26 protein-coding genes and 1 pseudogene are annotated in these 22,099 nt (G+C 49.0%); 11 read left to right on the top strand and 16 right to left on the bottom strand.

What is annotated here, in order from left to right:
- The first annotated feature begins 141 nt into the window (after positions 1-141).
- The 6 genes from kdpF to kdpE are packed head-to-tail and all read left to right on the top strand — an operon-like array spanning position 142 to position 7,928.
- Positions 142-231 carry a K(+)-transporting ATPase subunit F gene (gene kdpF / locus ABD035_RS12325; RefSeq protein ID WP_212714803.1) on the top strand — a complete coding sequence of 30 codons (90 nt, stop codon included), beginning with the start codon at positions 142-144 and terminating at the stop codon, positions 229-231.
- A complete protein-coding gene (kdpA, locus tag ABD035_RS12320; RefSeq protein WP_343870557.1) occupies positions 231-1,910 on the top strand; it encodes a potassium-transporting ATPase subunit KdpA in 1,680 nt (559 codons plus the stop codon). Before kdpF ends, kdpA begins: the two co-directional genes overlap by 1 nt.
- Positions 1,911-1,927: 17 nt before the next feature.
- Positions 1,928-3,970: a potassium-transporting ATPase subunit KdpB gene (gene kdpB, locus ABD035_RS12315; protein WP_343870555.1), complete on the top strand. Its 2,043-nt coding sequence runs from the start codon at positions 1,928-1,930 to the stop codon at positions 3,968-3,970.
- 10 nt (positions 3,971-3,980) lie between these two features.
- Complete coding sequence (gene kdpC / locus ABD035_RS12310; RefSeq protein ID WP_343870553.1) at positions 3,981-4,556, top strand: potassium-transporting ATPase subunit KdpC; 576 nt, start codon at positions 3,981-3,983, stop codon at positions 4,554-4,556.
- A gap of 9 nt (positions 4,557-4,565) precedes the next feature.
- Entirely contained in the window at positions 4,566-7,238 is a 2,673-nt protein-coding gene (gene kdpD / locus ABD035_RS12305) for a two-component system sensor histidine kinase KdpD (RefSeq protein WP_343870551.1), read from the top strand.
- A gap of 6 nt (positions 7,239-7,244) precedes the next feature.
- Positions 7,245-7,928 (top strand): two-component system response regulator KdpE, encoded by a 684-nt coding sequence (gene kdpE, locus ABD035_RS12300; RefSeq protein WP_212714798.1) that lies wholly within the window; start codon positions 7,245-7,247, stop codon positions 7,926-7,928.
- 112 nt (positions 7,929-8,040) lie between these two features.
- Here the strand turns inward: kdpE and ABD035_RS12295 are convergent, their stop codons facing one another.
- Entirely contained in the window at positions 8,041-8,589 is a 549-nt protein-coding gene (locus tag ABD035_RS12295; RefSeq protein WP_343870548.1) for a YagU family protein, read from the bottom strand.
- 953 nt (positions 8,590-9,542) lie between these two features.
- On the opposite strand from ABD035_RS12295, the gene ABD035_RS12290 reads away from it, so the two are divergent.
- Positions 9,543-9,971 (top strand): GFA family protein, encoded by a 429-nt coding sequence (locus ABD035_RS12290; protein WP_343870546.1) that lies wholly within the window; start codon positions 9,543-9,545, stop codon positions 9,969-9,971.
- A gap of 39 nt (positions 9,972-10,010) precedes the next feature.
- Here ABD035_RS12290 and ABD035_RS12285 read toward each other — a convergent pair whose 3' ends face one another.
- Together ABD035_RS12285 and ABD035_RS12280 are read right to left on the bottom strand one after the other, a co-directional pair.
- On the bottom strand, positions 10,011-11,027 hold the full coding sequence (locus ABD035_RS12285; RefSeq protein WP_343870544.1) for a GlxA family transcriptional regulator: 1,017 nt from the start codon (positions 11,025-11,027) through the stop codon (positions 10,011-10,013).
- Between the two features lie 16 nt (positions 11,028-11,043).
- On the bottom strand, positions 11,044-11,649 hold the full coding sequence (locus ABD035_RS12280) for a LysE family translocator (RefSeq protein ID WP_343870542.1): 606 nt from the start codon (positions 11,647-11,649) through the stop codon (positions 11,044-11,046).
- A gap of 392 nt (positions 11,650-12,041) precedes the next feature.
- Here ABD035_RS12280 and ABD035_RS12275 point away from each other — a divergent pair, with 392 nt between their 5' ends.
- Positions 12,042-12,404 carry a hypothetical protein gene (locus ABD035_RS12275; RefSeq protein ID WP_343870540.1) on the top strand — a complete coding sequence of 121 codons (363 nt, stop codon included), beginning with the start codon at positions 12,042-12,044 and terminating at the stop codon, positions 12,402-12,404.
- A gap of 1 nt (position 12,405) precedes the next feature.
- The gene (locus tag ABD035_RS12270; protein ID WP_343870538.1) at positions 12,406-12,972 is read left to right on the top strand and encodes a hypothetical protein; all 567 of its coding nucleotides are present in this window, start codon (positions 12,406-12,408) and stop codon (positions 12,970-12,972) included.
- A gap of 116 nt (positions 12,973-13,088) precedes the next feature.
- On the opposite strand, the gene ABD035_RS12265 is transcribed toward ABD035_RS12270, so the two are convergent.
- The 6 genes and pseudogenes from ABD035_RS12265 to ABD035_RS12240 all read right to left on the bottom strand — a co-directional run.
- Positions 13,089-13,436, bottom strand: coding sequence for a putative T6SS immunity periplasmic lipoprotein (locus tag ABD035_RS12265; protein ID WP_343870536.1), 348 nt, complete (start codon positions 13,434-13,436; stop codon positions 13,089-13,091).
- A 376-nt stretch (positions 13,437-13,812) separates the two neighbouring features.
- Positions 13,813-14,430 (bottom strand): histidine phosphatase family protein, encoded by a 618-nt coding sequence (locus ABD035_RS12260; protein WP_343870534.1) that lies wholly within the window; start codon positions 14,428-14,430, stop codon positions 13,813-13,815.
- A 222-nt stretch (positions 14,431-14,652) separates the two neighbouring features.
- On the bottom strand, positions 14,653-15,282 hold the full coding sequence (locus tag ABD035_RS12255; RefSeq protein WP_212714791.1) for a DUF421 domain-containing protein: 630 nt from the start codon (positions 15,280-15,282) through the stop codon (positions 14,653-14,655).
- Positions 15,283-15,294: 12 nt separating this feature from the next.
- On the bottom strand, positions 15,295-15,738 hold the full coding sequence (locus ABD035_RS12250) for a DUF3290 domain-containing protein (RefSeq protein WP_343870531.1): 444 nt from the start codon (positions 15,736-15,738) through the stop codon (positions 15,295-15,297).
- Between the two features lie 989 nt (positions 15,739-16,727).
- The gene (locus ABD035_RS12245; RefSeq protein ID WP_343870529.1) at positions 16,728-17,417 is read right to left on the bottom strand and encodes a hypothetical protein; all 690 of its coding nucleotides are present in this window, start codon (positions 17,415-17,417) and stop codon (positions 16,728-16,730) included.
- Positions 17,418-17,862: 445 nt separating this feature from the next.
- A pseudogene (locus tag ABD035_RS12240) lies at positions 17,863-18,058 on the bottom strand (Arm DNA-binding domain-containing protein); the annotation flags it as partial.
- A gap of 388 nt (positions 18,059-18,446) precedes the next feature.
- Here ABD035_RS12240 and ABD035_RS12235 point away from each other — a divergent pair.
- Positions 18,447-18,803 (top strand): hypothetical protein, encoded by a 357-nt coding sequence (locus tag ABD035_RS12235; protein ID WP_343870527.1) that lies wholly within the window; start codon positions 18,447-18,449, stop codon positions 18,801-18,803.
- A 62-nt stretch (positions 18,804-18,865) separates the two neighbouring features.
- Here ABD035_RS12235 and ABD035_RS12230 read toward each other — a convergent pair whose 3' ends face one another.
- On the bottom strand, positions 18,866-19,585 hold the full coding sequence (locus ABD035_RS12230) for a hypothetical protein (protein WP_343870525.1): 720 nt from the start codon (positions 19,583-19,585) through the stop codon (positions 18,866-18,868).
- 278 nt (positions 19,586-19,863) lie between these two features.
- On the opposite strand from ABD035_RS12230, the gene ABD035_RS12225 reads away from it, so the two are divergent.
- Positions 19,864-20,292 carry a hypothetical protein gene (locus ABD035_RS12225; protein WP_343870523.1) on the top strand — a complete coding sequence of 143 codons (429 nt, stop codon included), beginning with the start codon at positions 19,864-19,866 and terminating at the stop codon, positions 20,290-20,292.
- Positions 20,293-20,310: 18 nt separating this feature from the next.
- Here the strand turns inward: ABD035_RS12225 and ABD035_RS12220 are convergent, their stop codons facing one another.
- From ABD035_RS12220 to ABD035_RS12195, 6 genes are all read right to left on the bottom strand, one after another.
- A complete protein-coding gene (locus ABD035_RS12220) occupies positions 20,311-20,499 on the bottom strand; it encodes a hypothetical protein (protein WP_343870521.1) in 189 nt (62 codons plus the stop codon).
- A 12-nt stretch (positions 20,500-20,511) separates the two neighbouring features.
- A complete protein-coding gene (locus tag ABD035_RS12215) occupies positions 20,512-20,739 on the bottom strand; it encodes a ribbon-helix-helix domain-containing protein (RefSeq protein WP_343870519.1) in 228 nt (75 codons plus the stop codon).
- 158 nt (positions 20,740-20,897) lie between these two features.
- Complete coding sequence (locus tag ABD035_RS12210) at positions 20,898-21,140, bottom strand: hypothetical protein (RefSeq protein ID WP_343870517.1); 243 nt, start codon at positions 21,138-21,140, stop codon at positions 20,898-20,900.
- Positions 21,137-21,364 (bottom strand): hypothetical protein, encoded by a 228-nt coding sequence (locus ABD035_RS12205; RefSeq protein WP_343870515.1) that lies wholly within the window; start codon positions 21,362-21,364, stop codon positions 21,137-21,139. Before ABD035_RS12205 ends, ABD035_RS12210 begins: the two co-directional genes overlap by 4 nt.
- The gene (locus ABD035_RS12200; RefSeq protein ID WP_343870513.1) at positions 21,351-21,791 is read right to left on the bottom strand and encodes a hypothetical protein; all 441 of its coding nucleotides are present in this window, start codon (positions 21,789-21,791) and stop codon (positions 21,351-21,353) included. Before ABD035_RS12200 ends, ABD035_RS12205 begins: the two co-directional genes overlap by 14 nt.
- On the bottom strand, positions 21,784-21,960 hold the full coding sequence (locus ABD035_RS12195; protein WP_343870511.1) for a hypothetical protein: 177 nt from the start codon (positions 21,958-21,960) through the stop codon (positions 21,784-21,786). Before ABD035_RS12195 ends, ABD035_RS12200 begins: the two co-directional genes overlap by 8 nt.
- Positions 21,961-22,099 lie beyond the last annotated feature (139 nt).

Raw genomic sequence — 22,099 nt, 5'->3', positions numbered from 1 at the left:
TAAGTCAGCTAATTGACTGTTTTTTCGACTCCCGGGGGCGGTTTTTATCTTTTTTTTACACCTTTACCCGTGCTTTTTTACCCTATTTTTTCACCGGAATCCCTAGACTCTCCGCCGATCACTCATTCACGGAGAAAGTCGATGAATAGCGCTGTTATCGCCGGCATCGTGCTGGTTGTTGGTTTGCTGGGATACCTGGTGTATGCCTTGCTGAATGCGGAGGAGTTTTAATGACCACATCCGCATTTTTTCTGCTGGCCTCTCTGCTTATTGTGCTGATGGTGCTGGCCAGACCGCTGGGCGGATTTATCGCTTGTCTGGTGGAAAACCGTTTACCCGGGCCGGTTATCACGGTGGAAAGTTATCTGTGGAAACTCGCCGGGGTGAGCAATAGTGAGATGAGCTGGCGGAACTATCTGCTGGCTATCCTTACTCTGACACTTGCCGGCACAGGCCTGCTGACAGCGATCCTGATGTTGCAGACGTATCTGCCGCTGAATCCGCAGCATTTTCCGGGGCTCTCCCTCGATCTGGCCCTGAATACCGCCATCAGCTTTGTGACTAACACCAACTGGCAGGCCTATGCCGGTGAAAGTACCCTGAGCTACTTTAGCCAGATGGCGGGGTTGACCGTGCAGAACTTTCTTTCTGCCGCGACCGGCATCGCCGTGGCCTTTGCTTTAATGCGGGCATTTTCCCGTCAGGGCGTCGGAACGCTGGGCAACGCCTGGCAGGATATCACCCGAATCACTGTGTATCTGTTAGTCCCCCTCTCGCTGATTTTCGCCCTGTTTCTGATCTGGCAAGGCGTCATCCAGAACCTTGCCCCCTACCGGCAGTTTACCTCTCTGGAAGGCATCAGACAGTGGATGCCGATGGGGCCGGTAGCCTCACAGGAAGCCATCAAATTACTCGGCACCAACGGAGGGGGCTTTTTCAACGCCAGTTCAGCACATCCGTTTGAAAACCCTACCGCTTTAACTAATTTTGTCCAGATGTTGTCGATGCTGCTTATTCCGGCAGCGCTCTGCTTTACCTTTGGTAAGGTGGTCGGTGATCTTCGCCAGGGCAAAACGCTGCTGCAGGCAATGACCGTGATCTTCGTACTTTGTGCTGTCGTGGTGATACGGGCGGAAGGGTCGGGTAACCCGGAACTGCTCTCTCACGGAGCCGCTCTGGCAAGCAATATGGAAGGCAAAGAGAGTCGCTTTGGTATTCTCAGCAGCAGCCTGTTTGCCGTGATAACCACAGCAACCTCCAGCGGAGCGGTAAATGCCATGCTGGATTCCTTCACTGCCCTCGGCGGGATGATCCCTCTGTGGCTGATACAGACGGGGGAAGTTATTTTCGGTGGTGCCGGTTCGGGGCTGTACGGCATGTTGTTGTTTGTTCTGCTGGCGGTCTTCGTCGCCGGATTGATGATCGGCCGCACCCCGGAATATCTGGGTAAAAAAATAGAAAGTTCAGAAATGAAAATGATTGTGCTGGCCCTGCTGGTCAGTCCGGTGGTAGCCCTGTCCGGGACGGCACTGGTACTGCTGAGCGGCGAGGGGCAGGCCGCGATACTGAACCCGGGTCCCCACGGGTTCAGTGAGATCCTGTATGCCTTTTCCTCCGTCGCTAACAATAACGGCAGTGCATTCTCCGGGCTGAACGCCACGACGCCTTTCTGGAACACGCTTCTGGGGGTGTGCATGTTTATCGGCCGTTTCGCGACCCTCGCGCCGGTGATGGCTATCGCCGGTTCTTTGGTCTGTAAAAAAAGGCAGGCCACCGGCCCCGGAACCCTGGCATCCCACGGCCCGTTGTTTACCGGCTTGCTTATCGGAACCCTGTTACTGATGGCAGCCCTGACGTTTATCCCTGCACTGGCTCTGGGGCCGGTTGCTGAACATTTGTCCTTACACTGAGTCAGGCGGAGAGTCTAATGAGTACAAAATCGGTCATTTTTTCTGAACCCGGGCTGCTGCGTCAGGCAGTGATCTCAGCGTTTCTGAAACTTAGCCCGCACATTCAGTGGCGTAATCCGGTGATGTTTATCGTCTGGGTCGGCAGCATGATCACCACCGCGATGGCTGCGGGTATGTTATCCGGTAAGCTTGCCGGTAATGGCGACTTTCCGGCCATGCTTGCCGGCTGGCTGTGGCTGACCCTGCTGTTTGCTAACTTTGCCGAGGCTCTGGCGGAAGGAAGAAGTCAGGCTCAGGCGAAAGCGTTGCGCGGTACACGAAAAAGTGTCACCGCGAGGAAACTGGCACAACCACACTACGGGAGTGCTGCGGTCGAACTGTCAGCCCCGGACCTGCGTAAAGGCGATGTTGTGCTGGCCAGAGCCGGTGAGGTGATCCCCTGTGACGGGGAGGTGATTGAGGGGGGGGCCTCTGTCGATGAAAGTGCTATTACCGGTGAGTCTGCACCGGTCATCCGCGAGTCCGGGGGGGATTTCGCTTCTGTCACCGGCGGCACCCGTATCCTTTCTGACTGGCTGGTGATCCGCTGTACCGCAAACCCCGGCGAAACTTTTCTGGACCGGATGATTGGCATGGTGGAAAACGCCAAACGCCGCAAAACGCCGAATGAAGTTGCCCTGACCCTGCTGCTGACCGCGCTCAGTATTATCTTTCTGATGGTTACCGCGACTCTCTGGCCATTTTCTGCCTATAGCGGCCATGCCGTCTCCTTGCCGGTTCTGATAGCGTTGCTGGTCTGCCTGATCCCGACGACCATTGGCGGATTACTTTCCGCGATTGGGGTGGCAGGGATGAGCCGGATGCTTGAGGCCAATGTTATCGCCACCAGCGGCAGGGCCGTAGAAGCCGCCGGGGATGTGGATGTACTGCTGCTGGATAAAACCGGCACCATCACCCTGGGTAACCGTCAGGCCTCTGAATTTATCCCTGTCAGTGGAATTGATGAGCAACAGCTGGCCGATGCCGCGCAGTTATCTTCCCTGGCGGATGAAACCCCGGAAGGACGCAGTATTGTGGTGCTGGCAAAGCAGCGTTTTAACCTGCGTGAACGGGATATCAGTGAGGCGACTTTTGTTCCGTTTTCTGCCCGCAACCGGATGAGTGGCATAAATACCGGTGAACGTATCATCCGTAAAGGCTCCGCAGACGCGATTCGCCGGTATGTCGAAGCCGCAGGAGATGTCTTTACCGGAGAGGTCACCCGGATAGTGGAAGATATCGCCAGGCGGGGAGAAACACCATTAGTGGTCGCGGAAGGCACCCGGGTACTGGGCGTCGTCGCACTGAAGGATATTGTTAAAGGCGGTATCCGCCAACGCTTTGCGACCCTGCGGGCCATGGGGATCCGCACAGTGATGATCACCGGGGATAACCGGCTGACCGCAGCCGCCATTGCCGCAGAAGCCGGGGTGGATGATTTTCTTGCCGAAGCGACACCGGAAGCCAAGCTGGCCTTAATCCGCCAGTATCAGAATGAAGGACGACTGGTCGCTATGACCGGTGACGGGACAAATGATGCGCCGGCGCTGGCCCAGGCTGACGTCGCCGTCGCCATGAATTCCGGCACCAGTGCGGCAAAAGAAGCCGGCAACATGGTCGACCTGGACTCCAATCCCACCAAACTGATTGAAGTTGTGCACATCGGTAAGCAGATGCTGATGACCCGGGGGTCACTGACGACCTTCAGTGTCGCCAACGATATGGCGAAATATTTTGCCATTATCCCTGCCGCTTTTGCGGCCAGTTACCCGCAACTGAACGCACTGAATATTATGCACCTGCATTCACCGGACTCCGCGATCCTGAGCGCAGTGATCTTTAATGCCGTGGTTATCCCGGGGCTGATCCCGCTGGCGCTGAAAGGGGTGCCCTACCGGCCGATGGGGGCCGAGGCCATGCTCCGACGCAATCTGTGGATTTATGGCCTCGGGGGGCTACTGGTTCCCTTCGCCGGCATCAAAATTATCGATTTATTATTAACTTCTGCGCATCTTCTGTGAGGAACTCCCGATGTCACAACTACGGCCCGCACTGGTTTTACTCGCTTTTCTCACCCTGCTTACCGGAGGGGCTTACCCTCTGTTGACCACATTGATAGGACAATGGTGGTTCCCCTGGCAGGCCGGAGGGTCGCTGTTAACGCTGAACGGCGAAACACGGGGCTCTGCGCTGCTGGGCCAGGCTTTTACCGGAAGGGATTATTTCCATTCCCGTCCTTCAGCCACCGCCGGTACTCCTTATAATGCACTGGCTTCCGGTGGCAGTAATCTGTCGGTAGCCAGTCCGGCCCTGACCGCTCAGATAGCAGCCCGTGCCAGGGCACTGCAGGCGCAGGACCCCCATGCTGCCGGGCCGGTCCCTGTCGACCTGTTAACCGCTTCGGCGAGCGGGCTGGATAATGGCGTCTCCCCCGCCGCCATTGCCTGGCAACTGCCGGACGTTGCCAGGGCCCGGGGACTCACTGAACAGCAACTGCAGACACTGGTCGAGCGGAATACCGTCCATCCCTGGCCTGAGTTTCTCGGGCCAACCTATGTTAATGTCACACAACTGAATATGGCCTTGAGCACCCTGCCCCGCCGATAAAGGACACTTATGCCTGAACCTCTTCGTCCGGACCCGGACCAGTTGCTGCGGCAACCGGAATTAAAACGTCGCGGGAAACTGAAAATTTTCTTCGGCGCCTGTGCCGGGACAGGTAAAACCTTTGCCATGCTGGAAGAGGCTCAGCGCCTTTACCACGACGGGCTGGACGTGCTCTGTGGTGTGGTGGAAACACACGGCCGTCAGGAGACGGCCGGATTACTGGAGAGCCTGCCGCAGTTGCCCCCGGCCCGGCATATCCATCGCGGAAAGGTCCTGACCGGCTTTGATCCTGATGCTGCGCTGGCCAGACATCCGGCGCTGATACTGATGGATGAGCTGGCCTGCAGTAATCCTCCCGGCAGCCGTCATCCTAAACGGTGGCAGGATGTGAACGAGTTGCTTGAGGCAGGTATCGATGTTCTGACCACGCTCAATGTTCAGCATCTGGAAAGCCTGAACGATGTGGTCTCTGCGATCACCGGTATCCGGGTGCGCGAAACCCTGCCTGATCCCGTGTTTGATACGGCCGACGAAATCGTGCTGGTGGATCTGACGGTCGGCGATCTCCTGCAACGTTTACGCGATGGAAAGGTGTATATTCCGGCGCAGGCCGAACGAGCCATCGAACATTTTTTCCGCGAAGGGAATCTGATTGCTCTGCGTGAACTGGCATTGCGCCGGGCGGCGGATCGGGTTGATGAGCAAAAACGTCTGCTGCAGGAAGCTGCCGCTGACGGCAATGATCTCTATCCCCAGGACGGTATTTTGCTCTGTCTGGATGCCGGGAAAGGCAGCGAAAAACTGATCCGTACGGCCGCCAGACTGGCGGCCAGACTGGGTTGTCGCTGGCATACCATCTATACCGAATCCACCGGGTTTGCTAAACAGGCAGAACATCAGCGCCGGAAAATGGTTAATGCTTTACGGCTGGCAAGCCAGCTGGGGGCCGGTACGGCGACCCTGTCAGATCCGCAACGCTGTCAGGCGATAATCCGTTACGCCCACGAACACCGGCTGGGCAAAGTGATACTTGGCCGGCGACAGGGGCGCTGGCTGCCCTTTCCGACGCTGGCCGATACACTGATAAAGCATGCACCGGAGCTTGAGGTTATCCTTATTCCCCGCGGGACGCCGTTCGCCGAAGCGCCTAAACCGACGGCCCCCGATCGGGACACCGCGCAGCGCTGGCAACATCCCCTCCGCGGCTGCCTGCTGGCACTGATACTCTGTCTGTGTACGTCTTTTATCGCCACACGCTGGTTACCGGCATTTGACGATGCCAATCTGGCGATGCTGTATCTGCTCAACGTGGTGATTGTGGCGCTCTTTTACGGACGAAGGCCGGCAGTGGTCGCCAGCCTGCTGAATGTCATCAGTTTTGACCTGTTTTTTATCGCCCCCCGCGGGTCTCTGGCGGTTTCCAATATCCAGTATCTGCTGACGTTTGGCGTGATGCTGACCGTCGGCCTGCTGATTGGTCATCTGACCGCAGGCGTACGTTATCAGGCCAAAATTGCCCGCTACCGGGAACAACGCACCCGGCAGTTGTACGAGATGTCCAGAGCACTGGCGGACGGGCGGGATGTTACGGCGCTGGTCCGGTGCAGTGAGACCTATATCCGCTCCACTTTTAATGCGGCCTGCCAGATACTGATGCCCGATGAAAACGGTCAACTCACCGCCCTTACTCCTCCGGCGGCGATGACGCCGGTAGATACCGCGATTGCCCGCTGGAGTTTTGAACATGCCCTCCCGGCCGGTGCGGGCACCGATACCCTGCCCGGGGTACCCTACCGGATCCTGCCGCTGGTCAGCAGTGGTAACGTTTTGGGGCTGTTAGTGATTGAACCCCTCCGGCTCCGGCAGATTACGCTGCCGGAACAACAACGATTACTCGATACTTTTCTTATGCTGATTGCCGGTGCCATGGAACGGCACGCATTATTGCAAAGTGAACAACAGACTCGTATCCGCAATGAACGGGAACAGTTACGAAATACTTTCCTTGCCGCACTGTCTCATGATCTTCGCACTCCGCTGACGGTTTTATTCGCTCAGGCAGAGATCCTGGCCCTGGATCTGAATCATGAAAAATCTGCGCACACAGAACAGGCTATCCGCATACGACGGCAGATTATCAGCACTATCCGGCTGGTCAATAATCTGCTGGATATGGCACGGTATCAGTCCGGCGGCTCCACCCTGAATCAGGAGTGGATGACATTACAGGAGCTGGCGGGCAGTATACTGAACGCCTTTGATTCTGAGGGGAATACCGGGCGAGTGACGCTGGACATTAAAGAACCGATGGCACTGGTTTTTCTTGATGCCGCCTTAACGGAACGGATATTCATTAATCTGCTGGAGAATGCGGTGAAGTATGCCGGCGAACAGGCCTCCATTACCCTGCGGGCCCGGGTCACCCCCGGTCAGTTAGTTTTTCATGTGCTGGACAATGGACCCGGGATCCCGGCCGGGCAGGAAACGCTTATTTTTGAGAAATTCGCCCGCGGTACCAAAGAGTCCGCCATTCCCGGCATCGGGCTGGGACTCGCCATTTGCCAGGCCATCGTCACTCTGCATCAGGGGACGATTCAGGCGAGTAATCAGCCGCAGGGCGGTGCCGACGTTTGTATTGTGCTGCCACAACCCGCACCGCCACAACTGGAAGACCTGGAGTAGACTACCGTGATGAATGTCCTGATCATTGAAGATGAAAAAGAGATCCGTCGCTTTCTGCGACTGGCGCTGGAAGCAGAGTCCTTTCGTGTCTTTGACGCAGAAACCCTGCAACGCGGGCTGATCGAGGCTGCGACCCGGAAGCCTGACCTGGTGATCCTCGACCTGGGGCTACCGGACGGTGATGGTATTGGTTTTATTCGCGAGTTCCGCCAGTGGAGCATTGCCCCTGTCCTGGTCCTGTCTGCCCGCAGTGAGGAACAGGATAAAATTACCGCGCTGGATAACGGCGCGGATGATTACCTGTGTAAGCCCTTTGGTATGGGGGAGTTTCTGGCGCGGCTACGGGTACTGCAGCGCCGGATGTGTCAGTCCACGCCGGTGAATGCGGTGTTTGCGTTTTCTCAGGTAACGGTCGACCTGGCTGCCAGAGTGGTCAAAAAACAGGGAGAACATATTCATCTCACCCCCATTGAGTTTCGTTTACTGGCCGTGCTGCTGAACAATCAGGGGAAGGTTCTGACCCGCTACCAGTTACTCAGCCAGGTTTGGGGGCCGAACGCTGTAGAAAGCAATCACTACCTGCGAATTTATATGGGCCATCTGCGCCAGAAACTGGAAGCCGACCCTGCCCGTCCCCGTCATTTACTGACGGAAAGTGGTATCGGTTACCGGTTTATATTACAGGATTAGCCGCCATTTCCCCGCAGGGACCAGGGACTGCCCTCATAGAACTGCTGAACATCATTACTATTGCCGGCCACGGATCCCCTGCGATCGCCGGCAGGGGATCTGGCGGAAAGACTTATTTTACCCAGTTCCCTTTTAAAGGCCGGGATAGCTGAGCGAGCACAACGATCAGACACAGTTCGATAGAAACTGACCAGTAAATATGACCGAGAACTTCACTCCATAATTCATAGCCATTCAGATTCCATAACCACCCTTTTGCGCCGGAGGCGTACACCGGGTAGCGAAAACCCAGTAACGGGATCAGAAAACCGTGCATGACCACCGTGATAACAATGCCGTAGAGCGCGCCATACCACAGGCGGATTTTCGGGGACAGGGCCGAGATGGCTACATAGACAAAGGCAAAAATAAAGCTGAACAACCAGTGATACAGCGTCACCGCTCCCGACACCATAGTGCCCTGATAAAGATAATCCAGCGAATGCGAATTGATCCCCGCCCAGCCCAGCCAGCTATCGATATTCGCGGCCGGGGGAGAAATTTCACCGGCCACCCGGGGAGGCATATTCACCTCAGAACCCCATTTCACTAATGAACTGATAAACCCGCCGAGCAACGTCGTGCGAAGGATAACCTGACGATTACTTTTGATTTCCAACATACGCTTGTCCTTTTTCCACAGAAGTACCAGGGAGTAAAAGTGCCGGAACGTCACACCTCCTGCTCCCGATGATAAACCCTGAAGGGTTGACGGTGACGGCTCCTCTTTACTTCCCCGCAGAAAACCGGGAATGGGAACTCGTCGTATTGTCTGCAACAACCGAACAATACAATTGAGTTTATATCTCAAATATATCTACTGTTTATTGATCCCGATAGTCATGATGCGCATCCATATCAGATTTTTTCAGTCCGGTATCCCGGTACACGGCGGTCTGCGTTCTTTCAGCCTCCCGGTCTGCCCTTTCCCTGCCGGTATCCCGGCGAACTCAGTCGGGCCTGGAATCGGTCGCTTCAACGGAGTAAACAGAAACCACCAACGGCTCCCCCTGCGATGGAGGCCCTGACGCCCTCCTGCTGGTGACGGTTTTTGATTGCAGCTCCGGGACTTCTGCCGGGCTTAGAATGAGCCGCTACACCGGAGTAAACAGAAGCCACCAACGGCTCCCCCTGCGATGGAGGCCCTGACGCCCTCCTGCTGGTGACGGTTTTTGATTGCAACTCCGGGACTTCTGCCGGGGTTAGAATGAGTCGCTTAACCGGAGAAAGCAGAGGCCACCAACGGCTCCCCCTGCGATGGAGGCCTAACGCCCTTCTGCTGGTGACGGTTTTTGATTGCAGCTCCGGGCCTTCTGCCGGGCTTAGAATAAGCCGCTTAACCGGAGAAAGCAGAGGCCACCGGCGAATCCCCCCTGCGATGGAATCCTGGATGTCCTTCTGCCGGTGACTGTTTTTGATTGCAGCTCCGGGACTTCTGCAGGGCTTAGAATGAGTCGCTTAACCGGAGAAAGCAGAGGCCACAGGCGAATCCCCTTGCGATTGAAGCCCTTCTGCTTTCTGCTTTCCGGGCAATGTGGTACACCCCTTATAAAATAAAATGTACAGGAGGAAATCATGGTTAAAGGATCCTGCCTTTGTGGCACGGTACGCTTCACCCTGCAAACTGCACCCAAAAACTTTTATCGTTGTCACTGTTCGTTATGCCGTAAACAGACCGGTGTGGGCCATAATCTGGCGACCTTAATTCCTGCGTCGGAGTTTGTCCTGGAGGGCGGGGAAGAGAATATTGTCGCCTGGCAAAAGACGACCGGTTACCGTAACGATTTCTGTTCGTTATGCGGCTCAACCGTGCCTAATGCCCTGCGGGATGTTCCTTATGTCTGGGTACCGATCAGCCTGATTGAAAATGATCTTGCACTGCAGTGCCTGGGGGATTACTGCACGGAGGATGCCATGTCCTGGGATTGTCTTCGAAGTGACAAGAATTCACCCGGACCGGTCCAATCCTTAGATGAACTATTGCCTCAGACATCTATCGACTGATACCGCCCGGGGACGGGGTTACCGCGCCCGGGCGGGTTATCACCTCTTGCGGTGACTCTCTCTGATCTTTGCCCGCCACTGCCCGGGGGGCATCCCGGCCTGACGTGAAAACAGACGACTTAATTGTCCGCGGTCACTGAAACCGGAATCACGGGCAACCCTCTCCAGCGGAAGCGCGGTATTTTCCAGCAGCCAGCGAGCGAGTGCCAGCTTCATGTCCCGGTAGCTGATCGCTACACTTTTACCGACATGCCGGATAAAAAGCCGGTCAAGATGACGGCGGGAAATACCGGCTTTGCCGGCGATATCTTCTGCCGCTAACCGGTCGGCAATATGCTGACGCATAACGACTATCGCGTTGATGATCTCCTCCGGATACGCATTCAGCTCAGAACGCGACCAGTTACTGTCCTCAGGTGATGGAAACCCACTGACCAACATATCGGATAGGCCTTTTATCGCCTGTAAATGGGTGAGCTTGCGTTCAAGTAATACGGCGGCCAGCTCAATCGTTGCGCTTCCGCCCGGACAACAAGTCACTTTATCATCTCGCAAAACATGGCAATGAGTATCCAGCGGAATTGCCGGAAATAACTCCCTGAACTCATGGGCATGACGCCAGTGAACGACCATCTTTTTCCCGGTAACTCCTGCCGCGGCAAACAAAAACGCGGCGTTATCGATACTGACCATCGTGATTTTCCGGCGGGAGTAACGACGGATCAGAGGAATATAATGAGGCGCCTCAGCCATCACCCTGGCCGGCGCGCAGCCCCCGAAAATCAACAGATAATCACAGTTTATGGGGCTCGGGTCAAATTCCTGCAGGCTGATATCAGGCGTGATCCTGACTCCGCAACTTGCCGTCACCGGTTCCCCTTTCAGAGTGGTCAGATGCCAGTGACAATAATTTTTCTTATCAAAGGTCTCCGGCTCACCGGAAAAGCGTAACTTATCCAGAAAGCCACCGAGGGAAAGTAACGAAAAGCCGGGCATCAGTAATAAGATAAAGTTCACAGGGTGAACCATGGTGGGCTCCGTCGTGGTCTTCAGCATGAGGTGGAGATCTCCCTTACGGATGTAACATCACAATCACCCCGATAACGGCGAACAGACTACCGCACACGTAACTGAATTGTCTGCCGGAACGTTGAATAAAGTGACGCATACGGGAGGCAATAAGACAGACGGTCATTTCACCCATAAATTCGGCCAGTACAAAGGTGGCCGCCATCAGCACAAACTGCAGCAGAATACTCTTATCCGGGTTCAGGAACCGGGAAAGAAAAGCCCCAAAAAACAGAAAGACCTTCGGGTTCGAGCCTGCTGAGAAAAAACCCTGTAAAAAGAGTATGCGCCTTCCCGTGGACGGCCCCTGTAGCGTTGCTTCCTCGATCCGGACAGAAGGTGATCGCCACTGCCGGATCCCAAGGTAAATAAGGTATAACCCGCCGGCGTATCGGATATAAGAAAGCAGAGAGGGCCAGACCTTCAGTAACGCACCGATACCAAAAACGGACACAGCCATCAGGCCGGTAAATGCCAGACAGCCCCCGGCAATAGTATATAAAGTCCGGCCGGGACCAAAGCGGACACTGTGGGACATAACCAATAGTGCATTAGGTCCGGGTGTTGCCGCCAGACCAAGACACGCCGACGCAAAATAAAACCAGGTCATCAATTCCATAGGTATCATCAACAGTGAAAAACATGATGTCTTTATAACAAACCGTCCGGACACCACACAGAGCAAATCCGGACAGAAAGAGTGATATTTTGGACATGCTGGCAAGACTGGATGACAGCTACTTTCATTCGGAGCGAATCATTTAACCTATTAAAATTTATTAATAATAACCAACACCCTGACAGGGTTGTGTTTACATAATGAGCGAATCAATATAGATTCATAAAAATAGATCTGGCGTTGCAGAGGATAACGGTTACGGGAATGGCGTCGGGTTGGTTGATTTTATCATGGAGGATAAAATGACAACATAATCGTTCAGGTTCACGACACCTGGCTATCTGGCCCTGGAAGGGGTCGGTGCTTTACATGCATCTTATACATTGCTTTTGAATGTCACTGAAAACGATAGTAAAGAAGAAAGAGTTATATTTTTATCCGCATCAATGTTATGTAATGCAGCCAGGGCATATGGTTCAGGTGTAATTAATCCCTGGTGCACAGTCGAAAATAATATCGATAATAAAAAATATGTTTTGGATGCCAGAGAGAGGTGTTTTGCTCTCACACAGGATGAAATTCTTATCGGGGGAGCCCGTTTTACTTTAAAAACAAGTAAAAACATCCAGCCAGTTTTAAAAATAGAAAACGGATACGTTTTAAATACAGGGTATACGGGTTCAGTTATTCCGGTTCCTAAGAAAGCAACGCACTATATTTCACTGAATAAATTCAGGAAGTTATAGTATGAAAAAAATATTATTCCTTCTCCGGGCAGTGACACTTTTTTTCTTTCTGTCCGGCTATACAAGTTCTTACCCCGAACCTGTTTCTATCGAAGATAACCCTGTAAACGAGGTAGCCTCTTTAGTTGGAAAGTTAGCGATGTCGGGCCCCGCCCGGAGTAAAAAAATCCTTTCAGAAATTAACGCAATCCGTAAAAAACACCCCGAAAACATAGTAATTCTTTTAATGTATACAAACAGTCTGATAGGAGAAAATCACTATAAAGAAGGCATTGAATTTCTTAAGGAGCTCTATAGTAAAAAACCTGTCCGAACCTATTTACTGACAGAATGTATGTTAATACAACGAACAGGAGACAAGGAAACGGGTTGCTACCAGGAGGTTGTACGGCTTTCTGAACAACAGAATTTGATGGATTCAGATTATGTCACAGCCCTCTTCTTCACCGACACAAAAAAGTTCAGTTTATTGAAACAACAACTGATCAAAAATAACACCTTCAAAGAGAGTGATTTTTTAATATTTACGCTGGGTGAAGAAAAAATGCTGCATACGTTTTTCCTATAAATTATAACCCGGGCATCGCACTGATCAGTCTCAAGGTTATTTTCACCCCGATGATGTTAAGTGGTCTGCTTTCCCGTTACAGATTTAGCGTGGGAAATACCTGATAACTTTGTTATTTATCCTTTTTTTATTTTTTTGTCATCGCCGATACTAAAATCAAAGTGATAATTTATACCATTCAACGTGTAGATTAATTCATAATCTGCCTTTTTTTTCAGACTGACAGGGATACAGGTGTCAGGGTATTTTTTAGGCACACCTTTCATCATATAAGCTAAAGGCACTGTATACCTATCTGCAGATGAACTTAACAGGTAATACTCCAGAATATCTCCGGGGAAAGATTTTATGCAGATATAATTTTCAGTTACCGCAGCATCGCCTTCATTGTGAAAATCGATTCTGTCACCAACACAACCAGAAAGAAGGAACAAAAAAGCACACATCAATATATTTTTCATCATTGCGGAAAACTCCCGACAATCTGTTTATATCTATCAATTAAATTTACAGGCACCTCTTTAATACCAGAACCTTTAAATTTAACAATATCAGAATATTTTTCAAAGCCAAAATTAACCAGCAACCAATAATAGTCCACAACGATTTTAAAAAACTGTGCTATCGGATCCAAATATTACAGAAAACATCATATTAATCGCCTTCTGTTTTTCCCCATTGCTCCAACTCACTCCCCTCCTAATGCAAGCAATATTACCTATGCCATTGCCTTCCATCACCAGCTAAAAAAGTAACTATCGATAACTCTGTGATGTTCCTTTATTATTGCCTGGGGAAAACTTCATATCATATTTAATATATTTATTTCATTTACTTTAACTATTTTAAGTGACGTAAATGTGTAGCAATACCCCATCTGATGGTTTCACATCTCCCGTTTTTTATATCGAAAACTGAGTAACTCGCGTTAGGGTGTGCGTATCTGGCGAATTGGTCAATGTTACCATCGCATAGACTTGCAAGAACACCCTGACTGACGTGCCCATGAGACACAATACATACAGCGTTATAATGGCCAGATTTTTCGAGATTAATTAAAAAATCAATAATTCTCCTGCTGGCCTGTGTAAGAGATTCCCCGCCCGGAGGACAATACTCAGCATCAAGTTCAAATAACGCATTGGCTTCATCCTGGTGATTTTTTTTAAATTGTTCTGCTGACATGCCTTCAAGCTGACCAAACGCTTGTTCTTTCAGGGTTGCTTCAGCCACCAGAGAACAACGAAAATGCTCAGCCAATACTTGTCCCATATTCCAGGTGCGGCCGAGCGGAGATGCGTAAACACTCTCTGCCTCGTAACCATTTTCTGCAAATGCTTGCAATAATGCTGCCGTTTGGCACTGACCATGTTTGGTCAACGCACTATCTTCCCGTCCCTGAATAATCCCCCTGGTATTCCACTCCGTTTCCGCGTGCCGAACTAATATCACTTTCATTATTTACATGCCTGCCTTCGGAATAACAATCAGTCGCTTTTAGTCAAAGAAAGTGCCAGGTGAAGATAAAACAAAGACTATTACATCAACGTTATGTTAGTAGTGTTCAAGGACTGCCGGAATAAAGACCAGTCATCTCTCCGGCAGATAAATATCCAGACCATGAAGAGTATTTTTATCAATGATATTCTTTATCAGACCGTTCACTCTCCGACCTACCGACTACCTGTTATAACCATAGAGCTTAATCCTGCCGGACAAATACTCACCTAAGTAAACCTCACTAATTTTATTGAACCCTTGCTCCAGAACTTTTTCTTCCAGCCAGTTTTCATCCTTATTAATCACTTCAAGTAAATCATAGTTTGCCAGGCCGTCAACTATTATCGGATATCTGATATTTTCATCGCCATTTTGTATAATGGTTAATTGCCCATTTTGCTCAAGTACAACACGTTTTAACTGCTCGACCTCATAAACGCCATTCGCTCTTAATTTAAACATTAAGTCATGAGCAGAAACACCATTCCGAAGACACTCTTTTACATCGACCTTGCCATTATGTACCAAATTAATGGGTTTCCCATCAATTATACGCTTCACCAGTCGATTGTTTTCTTTCAGAAATTTAAGGATAAAAACAAGGAGTGTCCAGATCACTAACACTAAAACAAACTGTAAGACTGAGATCGATTCATTGTAAATAACCCCGCCAATTATGCCACCCAGGACATAATTTTGAATCTGATCAGTGGCAGAAGAGGGTGCCAGATTCCCCTTCCCCATCAGGTTTATTTGCAGAACAAGGCATAAAATACCTAGCCCTAATTTTATTATAATTGGCGTGTACATTTCTTATCCTTGTTATTTCTTAATGGTGATGTTTGGGTTTATAAGTCCGACACTTACTAATCTGTAAGTATTCTGGTCCGGGCTTAAGTTCACTACGTAGTAGTTATCTTTTATTTTAACCACTACCCCGTCTGTTAACTGTATTGAGCTTGAAAAAACATCATTTTCGTTGACATTATTTTCTTTTGCCAATTGCTTAACAAAACTGACCATTTGTGAGGATGCCGAGTGTAAATTTTGACTATTTGAGTAGTCCTCATACTGAACACCGGAAATAAAAATAAGAAATAAAAATACAATAATAGTTAAATCACGATATTTCGTCTGTAAACGATGGTGCATATACAAAATGAAAAATATAATCAACAAAGACAACGCACTAAAGATTACAATATACTTCAGGTAATCATTAATACCGGACTGTACTTGCAAATATTCTATTCCATAGAAAGTCATACAGAGAAACCTCTTATCGCCATACTGTCTTTTTTATAGTTATATCAGTGGGTTGTCAATTAAATTCAGGCATTATGATTCTGATGACAGCGCCCCATTAATCCCCCTTTCGGGTGAGTTCTCTGAACTGCCTGAACTACTCAAATCTTACGGAAAGACGAGCAACCGCATGATTGTGGTACTTAAATGCGGTCAGTGTCACGAGCCATCTTCTCTACTATAGCCCGCCTGACGAACTCTGCTCGTTTCCTTTGGCACCGCTGGCATATCTTTCCGTAACGGCGAGCACCCGTCAGGTCATCTGCATGTGCTACCCTCCACCTCTCCACCTCTCCACCGGCACGATTAAACGTAACGTTACCTTTTTAAAATAACGCTTGGTTTTCATAGGGTCGCTGACTGGCATGAATTTTATAAAAAAAAAAATCAGAAACATAGTTCTTAAGGGAGTAAGGTAAGCGATCCACCGTAAAAGCTGATTGTGTTACTGATTTTTCGTGCCTTATAAGTCACAGATCGTATGTGTGGCAGCCCATCGTGTTTATGGTATAACGATTCATACACTGTCAAGTTGCAGGGGGCGATTCCGGGGGGTTGTCAGAGGGTAAGGCTGCGAGTTTATGACGGAAACTCCGGAGTCGTCCGGGCGTTTTAGCGGTCACGCAAAGCAAATTAATAGCATTTCAGGGGCTAACGTTACAAATACGATACAGGGAGTAAATCAGGCAGGCTTTAGGTTGCGTAAGTTATTGAAAGTAAATGGCGCACCCTACAAGATTCGATAATAATCAATAATAACATGAAATCAATCAATAAATTCAAGTTCAATAACCATAAGCGCCCCCTATTATGCCCCAAAAAATTTTGTTATACACTTCTGTTTAATGATATGAAAAATGGCAGAAAATAAATAAAAAATAATATTATTTTCTTATATGAACAGGGAGATTTTAAAACACACACTCCCTGTTCAAAGGCAACATACAAAGCTATTTTAAACCCTCTTTATATTTTTTAAAAATCTCTTCAGAATTGTACCCTCTCAATTTTTTTGCAAATGAGGTGGCTTGATATACAGACGATAACTCTGTGAGCATTGTAAGGGTCATTACTACGAATAGAATCTCAGAAAGGATATATATTACCAACTGGATGACAGATGCAACATCCGGTGATTTATGTAGCGTTTCAATTAACGCTTTAATTCCTATAATAAACCCACCAATTGATATAATCATGAGCATTGATAACATAAATACAGTTATACTCATTCCTTTCTTTGAAAGATGTGGGTTATTACTCCCATCAATGAAAAATACTTTGTGATATTTTAAGAAATCATTAGCCCTGGAGCTTACAGAAAGCAACCTTTCAGAATGTAAGTAGTCGAACATCACTCTTAATGTTAGGATGGGATAGTGTAGGCCATACTCTGCAAGCTTTAATTCATTAATATAGCGTATAGATTTATCCTTAACTTCACCTTCATAAATAATGCGCATGGCTTCCGCCTTATCTTTAACCGGTAAAGATACGTATTTATTAACTGATATAATATCAATCATTTTAAATGGTACTTTTATTAATTTAAACATCAAGCTAGCAAGTGTAATAAAAATTGGCACTGCTGCTATAGCTTGTGGTATTGTCAACCCTAAGCTTGCGAAAACATCCTTCATTGATAAAAAACCTCACTTCCAATAATTTATAAAACTTAACAAGTTTATCATAATGTTAAAAAACAATTAATATCAGATAGTTATAAACCAAACACACATTACCCACATGAAATAATAAAAAATAAATTTCATTGCCGTAGATTCAGTTTTGTAACTTCGCTGTCAATGACAGCCACCAATGTTTCGTGCATTGAGTAAATGCCAATGATCTGAGAGAAACGCCTTCGGGTGATCACTAAAATTGCTATAGCCTGGCTGGAAGGCAAAGCTCATTAGAGCGGAACATTTTCTCGCCCTTGGAAGCAAATATCGTCAATAAAACCGCTCCTACTGCGTGACGATGAGGGTACATTAAACAAACGAACATCTTAACAAGGTGCTTCGACATCGAAATCATTCCTAAATTGGAATATTTTGATTGTTAACTAAGCTGTCAGCAATTTGCTGCCAGTATCTTTTTGGCCTCTTCGCGCTTACTCCTCGCCTCCGCAAGAGATATGGCGGGATAAAGCCCGAACACAACGCGCTTTTCTTTTGCTGCCGCTGGGGAAAATTTCGAGATATAAACCAGCTCCATCAGCCAGTTTATAGGCTTTCTCTTTCGGCTTAGCAAAGTCGATTTGACGGGCATTTAGCTTCATGTGGGGGCATCGTAATTGATTGAACGGGACAATGCCCCCAATCGAGTGTAGCTTTCAATAGACAAACAGATACAACGCTGGATGTAGTAACCAATACTGGCAAGGGATCAGGAGGTATTCGTAGACTTTAGGAGACACTAGCAGAAGAAAAGATGGCCCCTATAGGATTCAATAAAAACAGTTAAATAACTGTATATAATGAACTTAATAAGTTTCATAAACACCAGATACCCCCAAATATACCCCCAAATAATTTTCCGTGCCCTTTTTGTGGTGGATGTTTCACGAAATAAGCAGGCTAAGCGCCCTCCTCAATCTCTGGTCATACTCATATCATCAGCACTCTTATTGTATGATACTGGTTACCTACAATAAGGAATCCCCCACTATGCGAATGACTGCCCGTAAAAAAGAGATACTCAGTTACTGTGATCAGGATTACCGTGAGTGGGTAACTCGTGAGATAGGGCCGCCGCCGTTTGATGTTACCGGTCTGGCTTATCTGCTTCATGAATACTCTACCAGTGATAACCGCCATCAGATTGAATCCACCCGCCGGACGTTGGAATCAATGGTCAGAGATGGACTGTTAGAAAAGGTCGCCAGCTACGAACAGCGGGAATACAGGACGGCAGGTAAAACCTGGTGCGTTTGCTCCCGCTATGGCCTGCCGGGAATGACTCAGGTTACACCGGACACTGGTGGCAAGCTCGATGCCATAGGCGGTGAATTTACCCGACTGTAACAGGTCGCCTTCATTTCAAGGTCACTGGCTTTGTGCTGGGAGTCTCACAGGAAATGAAGGGCTCAGTTGTTTTTATCGAGACCATCACCAGCAAATGTACGCATCAAATAAAAATGGTAGGTTGATATATACTCAGCAACCTCAGAGAGCAGACTCATTGCCTCCTCCGTGAATGAATCGTCGTGAATAAAAATCTGTGTATCCTGGCCAGGCGCAAGCATTGCTTTGATTGTTTTCATTGGTTCGTTATTTTTTTTTGCTAACGCCATAACTGCTTCAACCGAGGTCTCTTTAAATGCAGACTTTTCATTCTCAAAAGTAGTGATCTTATTGGTTGGATATCTGAAGTAAGAACTAAGTGGGTCTATTTCCGTTAATCGTTTGATTTTTGAGTCAATATCATCATCGAACTCCCAGGAAGACTCCGTTACCTCAAAAATTTCTGCTTTTTTTTCAAGGACAAGCCTAGATAAATATTTATATAACGTATTTATGTCATGGATGGCATAGATTGACTTAAGCTTCTTGCCGTCAGATATCTTCGGCTCACTTGTGCAGGGTTCTTCTCCATAAGATATCCTCAACCCCTGATGCACAATGATGATTGCCCCCTTCAAAAATAGTTCAATGGAGTGCCGGAAAAGATAGCAGATTGGAAGATGGCCATTAAGATTCCCACGATTATGCTGATTTTTCAATACAGTAGCAGCATCTTGAAAACTATCCCCCATAGCACCAAAACCTTTGTCGTAGTGCCTTTCCAGTGGCGCGAATAAGTACATTGTTTTCTCCCTCACATAAGTGTTTAGTAAACCTCATATGAGTTTTACTTTAACTAGCAGACACAGCCAATGGTTTTTTACAATGCAATATGCTTAAAGTAGGCAATCTTCCTAGCATAGCTAGCTTTATGTTTTTCATGCATTACGAGAATATAGTTCACTCATTACGAACATATGTTGCAGATAGGAATACAGATGCACACTTATTGTCTTACACTGTCTTACACTGTCTTACAGTGCTAAAGTATCGTTCTGTCTCCCTCATGCTGGTGGTCATAATGAGCAAGTCCCTGTCTGTAACCTTCCGTATTCCTGCCGAATTAGTTGAGTCCTTCACCTCCGCCGTGAGTGAATCCGGCACTGACAAAACAGCATGGCTGATAGACGCTGTGCGGCAGAAGTTAGGCCGGCCAGAAAGTAATCCCGATCACCGGATTCTGTCATTGGTTGAGCGCATGGAAACAGCGGCTGCTGCTCTGGCGGGCGGTAAACAGGGCATACCTCCTCGCCTGTACAATGAAGCTGCCGTGATTCAGATAGTGGCTGCCACGATACAGGAAGGATTCGACAACGGGCGCATTATCGCTGAACGGCTCAATGAAGCAGGTTATCAGACGAAAGCGGGCAAGGCGTGGGATAAGGATATTTACAGCGCCTGGAAACGTCAGAAGGGAACCGCTACGAAAATAGCGGCGGTCTTGAGGTAGGGTTTGGGATCCTCCTCCTTATCGAGGCGGGCGCGGTTTCTTCCACTGGTAGGGCGGTGCTGCCATTGTCCGGTGGTAGCGTTCTTTTGCTGCCAGAGCGTTTCTAATCTCATTCCTGACGGTGTACAGCGTGTGCCTGTCCAGTTTTTCGCCCTGTATACGGGCCATTTGTAGTACGGTCATTTCCAGTGATTCGCTGTCTAACATATTGGCCTCCTGTCATTTTCTGCTATCGGTGGTGCTGTCGCGCGCCAGCTTCTCGGCTATGGCCTGTCTGACGAACTCGGCGCGGTTCCTGCGGCAGGGGTGTGATATATCGCCATAACGGTGAGTCCCTATCAAGTCATCAACCTGTGCCACCAGCCCGCTTTCAACGGTCACAATTAAACGTGTAGTTTCTACACCATTAAAATACCGGTTCGTGTTCTTTTTCTCGCTGGCTGGCATGGTTGCCCCTTTTATGGACTCAATTAATCATCAAAGGCAGGATTCTGCCTATGACCGGAATGGGTAACCTGTTGATTTTGTTCCAAGGCATTTTTTAGAGCTTTGCTGCCTCGCGCCCGCGCGCGTACTGGTGCCTTAATCATCAAAGGCAGTTACCGCTAACGTGCCGCCAAATCATCAGATACCGTATCGAGTGCGTTTCTCAGTGCCTGGCTGTGTGGGAATGTATAACCGGTGCGCCGGTGCTGTCTGGCCTCGATAGCCGCCGCTGTTCCGTCTGATCTGTCTCCGGCGATTTCATCCATCAGGGCAGAGATAACAGCAACGTCTGTCCGTGAGTCGTCATTGTGCTGGTTGGCTAACTGCGCCCGTAACCGGGATAGTGCGAATTTGATTGTCACTGGCCTTTCTCCCATTTTACGCGGCGCGGATCACCTATAGGGTATTCTTCCTGCCAGGCTTCGCCACCATGCTTTCCGAACGGGATATGCTGCCTGCTCACAATAACAATCTGGCCGTCAGAGTCTTTTTCTACGCCTACCAGCTCAAGTCCGCTGATCCTCTCTTCCGGTGAAAGGTTACTTAACTTCGATTTCAGGTCATCCAGCGCTTTACGGATTGTCATTCATCATATCCTCGACCTGCTGCTGTAGTTCTGCCAGTTCACGGCGCATCTGGTCAATCTCAGCGACACGAGCAGCACTGGCGGCGGCATTAATGATTTGAGTGCCAATATCAGGGGTAACCTCACCCTTACTGATTGCGGCCAGTACAGACATGCTGAAGTGGGTTAAATCCGTGGTGTCTGCCATAAACTCGACTGTTGGCAGTGTAGTTTTGCTCACCGGGTCGCAACGGTCTGCCCATATCTTCAGGCAGGCTGTATCACCGGCTTTAATTCCGGCTGTTATCGACTCCATAGCCTCAGGCGTTAACTCCATCAGTTGCCGCCGTATTTCCGCGCCTTTTCCCGGCCTACCGTTCGGGTTACCTGACTTCCCTTTCTGCCAGCGAGTCGGGTGTTTTCCCTGTTCTTTCCTGCTATCAGGCATTATTCACCTGTAACTGCTTCAGAGCGTTATCCATCAACTGACGGGCAATAACGTGGATTGTTGGCGCGATGTTCAGCGGGGATTTGCTGCGCTCCTGTTCCTGGATTTTTCGAAGTGCGGCCATTTGTTCATTGTTGAGTAATACCGGCTTCAGGCTTGCTGTACTCATGGTTATTTTTCCAGTTGGTCATTTATACAGATATTATAGTTTCAATATTTGCAATGGTTAATATATTTGTACCGATTTATGAAACGATTGTGAGATCGGTCAGATCAACGTTGTTTATCGTCAGGCCGAAAAAACGGAG

The organism is Tatumella terrea (genome assembly GCF_039523755.1).
Classification (GTDB): Bacteria; Pseudomonadota; Gammaproteobacteria; order Enterobacterales; family Enterobacteriaceae; genus Tatumella; species Tatumella terrea.
This window is presented reverse-complemented; position numbering and strand designations above follow the sequence as displayed.